Origin of the sequence: Microbacterium sp. (assembly GCF_047607465.1) — a bacterium.
Lineage (GTDB): Bacteria > Actinomycetota > Actinomycetes > Actinomycetales > Microbacteriaceae > Microbacterium.
Genome location: NZ_JASGCY010000036.1, coordinates 1 through 3,473 on the forward strand (window position 1 = coordinate 1; position 3,473 = coordinate 3,473).

Genomic DNA, 3,473 nt, shown 5'->3' on the forward strand with positions numbered 1-3,473 from the left:
GGCGCGCGAGGCCCGCGCCGGGCGCCGGGGACGTGCTGGGCGCCGCCGAGGCGACCGGAGCCACGGCCTCGACCGCGGCCAGTGGCCTAGCGCGCCCGCGGACGACGATGACCCGTCGCGCGATCGCCGCGCAGACGAGTGCGGTCACGAGCACGGCGCCGGAGACGATGAGCGGCCACCACTGGCTGGCGAAGCCCGACATCGAGCTCGCGAGCGCGCACGGGAACCACAGACCCACCGCGCCGCCGCTGAGTCCGCCGGCACCGCGCATGATCGCGACGGCGGCGACGGCCGCGCAGATGACGGCGAGAACGGCACCGCCGATCCCGATCGGACCCATGACTGCTGCCAGATCGCTGGCTATCCTCCACGTCGACATGACGACCCCCCGGTCAACGGAACCTCCGCACTCTCAATTGTACGAAGACACGCGCCGACGGCATCCGTCTGAAGGATGATGTTTCCTCGAACGACGCCTTAACGGATCACGCGCACCGGCTGGGTGACGACGGCATCCACCACCATCGATCCGTCGACCGGGCCGATGATCGCGAGGGTCGACGTCTCGGTGGCCTGCGCCGGGTCGACGGGGAGGCGGGCGAGCCGGTGGCTCTCGCGGAGGTAGGCGGGGACCAGCAGGAGAATCGCGCCCACCCACGCCAGCGGGTTGCTGAGCGCGACGCCGACGAAGCCGATCATCGCGCCGAGGGCCACGGCGGCGCCGACGCGCATGACGAGCTCGACGATGCCCGTGACGGTCGGCACCACCGTTCGTCCCAGCCCCTGCAGGGCCCCGCGCAGCACGAACAGCAGGCCGAGCGCCCAATAGCCGCAGCCGTTGACGATGAGCATGAGGTGCGCCTCGGCCACCACGTCCGCAGAGCCGTCGCCGACGAACAAGCGCACCATCGGCTCGCCGAACGCGATGATCAGGGCGCCGAGGACGACGCCGGCGGCGACGGCCATCCAGGTCGCCTCGACGACGCCGCGGCGGACGCGGTCGGGGCGGCGTCCGCCGATGTTCTGCGCGGCGTACATCGACACGGCGAGCCCGAGCGAGGAGAGGAACGCGACGGCGAGGCCGTCGACGCGCGAACCGGTCGTGTACGCGGCGACCGCGTCGGCGCCGAGCGCGTTGAGCGCGACCTGCACGACGAGGGTGCCGATCGCGATGATCGAGGCCTGGAAGCCCATCGGGAGCCCCACCCGCAGGTGCTCGGCGATGTCGGCGCGCGAGACCCGCCAGTCGGCGCGGGACAGATGCAGCACCGGCACACGGCGGCGCACGAACTCCAGGCACAGCAGCACCGAGACGGCCTGGGCGACGACGGTCGCGACCGCGGCCCCCGCGACGCCCCAGGCGAGGGGGCCCACCATGAGCACGACGAGGCCGGCGTTCAGGGCGCACGAGATCGTGAGGAACACCAGCGGGGTGCGCGAGTCGCCGATGGCGCGGATGATCGCCGAGAGGTAGTTGAAGAACATCATCGTGCTCGCGCCGAGGAAGCTGATCCGGGTGAAGACGGTCGCCTCGGGCATGAGCTCGACGGGCGTCTGCAGCAGGGCCAGCAGCGGGGCGGAGATCAGCGGCGCGCCGACGGTCAGCACAACGCTCGTCGCCCCGGTCAGCAGGGTGCCGGTGGCGACGCTGCGGCGCACCGCGGCGTCGTCGCCGGCGCCGAAGGCCTGCGCGATGGGGATCGCGAAGCCGCTGGTCACGCCCCAGGCGAATCCGAGCAGCAGGAAAAGCAGCGGCCCGGTCGCGCCCACCGCGGCGAGCGCGGTGACGCCGAGGTGGCGGCCGACGACGATGGCGTCGACGAACTGGTACAGCTGCTGCACCACGTTGCCGAGGAGGAGAGGGATCGAGAAGGCGAGGATGACACGCCACGGACGGCCCGTGGTGAGAGAGGTGGCCATGAGAAGAACTGCTCGCAGGAACTGGGGGACGGATGCAGGACGGATGCAGGGGACGGACAAGTCTATCGAATCGATTCGGCGACCGACGTACCGCCTTCGAGAGCTCGCGCGAAGCTTCTCCCTTTGCCTTCGGATTTCGAATCGATTCAACCCGAATCATCGGGAAGACACGAAACATCGGGACGTTGTCGTCGAGAACCGAAGCAAAGCTCGCGCAGTGCGCGATCCGAAGAAATGATCATCTCCGCTTGACTTCGAGACTCAAACTCAGGAAAAGTGTACTCGAGGCAAGTCCCGGACGATCGGGATTCCATAGCGCGGCGGCGTCGCCGGCCACGCACACACAGCGAAGGAGCTCGTGATGAAGAAGAAATACGCACTGGCCGCACTCGGCCTTGCCGGGGCACTCGCCCTGACCGGCTGCGGCGGCGGGGGTGCCGGTTCGCCCGGCGGCTCGACCGGGTCCGCAGACGCCGACAAGGGCGACCTGCTCATCGGCGTCTCGATGCCGACCGAGACGTCCGAGCGCTGGATCGCCGACGGCGACGCCGTGCAGTCCGGCCTCGAGGACGCCGGCTACCAGGTGGACCTGCAGTACGCGGGCGACGACATCCCCACCCAGGGCCAGCAGATCGACCAGATGATCACCAACGGCGCGGATCTGCTGATCATCGCCGCCATCGACGGCACGGCGCTCTCCTCGCAGCTCGACGCCGCAGCCGCCGCGAACATCCCGGTCATCTCCTACGACCGCCTGATCCGCGACAGCGAGCACGTGGACTTCTACGTGACGTTCGACAACTACAAGGTCGGCGTGCAGCAGGCCACCTCGCTCCTCGTCGGACTCGGCGTCCTCGACGCCGACGGCAACGAGACGGGCGCTGCGGGTCCGTTCAACATCGAGCTGTTCGCCGGATCGCTCGACGACAACAACGCGCACTTCTTCTGGAAGGGCGCGATCGACACGCTGCAGCCGTACATCGACAAGGGTGTGCTCGCTGTTCCGTCGGGCCAGGTCGAGATCGAGCAGGCCGCTACCCTGCGCTGGGCGCAGGAGACGGCTCAGAAGCGCATGGAAGACCTGCTGACCGGCTCCTACGGCGACGGCACCAAGCTCAACGGAGTCCTCTCCCCCTACGACGGCATCTCGCGCGGCATCATCACGGCGCTGCAGGGCACCGGCGGCTACGGCGCCACCATCGCCGACGGCCTGCCGATCGTCACGGGCCAGGACGCGGAGATCGCGTCGGTCTCCCTGATCGACCAGGACGTGCAGTTCGCCACGATCTTCAAGGACACCCGCAAGCTCGCCGAGCAGTCGGTCGTCGCGGCGGAGGACATGCTCGAGGGCAACGACCCTGAGGCCAACGACACCGAGACCTACGACAACGGGGTGAAGGTCGTCCCGTCGTACCTGCTGCAGTCCGACATCGTCTACAAGGACAACATCAAGTCCCTGCTGATCGACTCGGGCTACTGGACGCAGGCTGAGGTCGACTCGGGCGTCGCCGAGTAATCTCCCCTCTCGGGGCGTGCCGCGGCTCCCGCGGCAC

Annotated in this window: 3 protein-coding genes; 1 reads left to right on the plus strand and 2 read right to left on the minus strand. The window is 69.1% G+C overall.

Features of this window, described 5'->3' with window-relative positions:
• A partial coding sequence (locus QM568_RS04830) for a hypothetical protein (protein WP_415136380.1) occupies window positions 1–340 on the minus strand: 340 nt, incomplete at its 3' end.
• A 137-nt stretch (window positions 341–477) separates the two neighbouring features.
• Entirely contained in the window at window positions 478–1,920 is a 1,443-nt protein-coding gene (locus QM568_RS04835; RefSeq protein ID WP_415136382.1) for an MATE family efflux transporter, read from the minus strand.
• 361 nt (window positions 1,921–2,281) lie between these two features.
• On the opposite strand from QM568_RS04835, the gene chvE reads away from it, so the two are divergent.
• A complete protein-coding gene (chvE, locus tag QM568_RS04840) occupies window positions 2,282–3,436 on the plus strand; it encodes a multiple monosaccharide ABC transporter substrate-binding protein (RefSeq protein ID WP_415136384.1) in 1,155 nt (384 codons plus the stop codon).
• The last annotated feature ends 37 nt before the right edge of the window (window positions 3,437–3,473 follow it).

Bases quoted from the DNA above. Each gene is read 5' to 3' on its own strand.
- chvE (WP_415136384.1), top strand. From the start codon at position 2,282: ATGAAGAAGAAATACGCACTGGCCGCACTCGGCCTTGCCGGGGCACTC.
- QM568_RS04835 (WP_415136382.1), bottom strand. From the start codon at position 1,920: ATGGCCACCTCTCTCACCACGGGCCGTCCGTGGCGTGTCATCCTCGCC.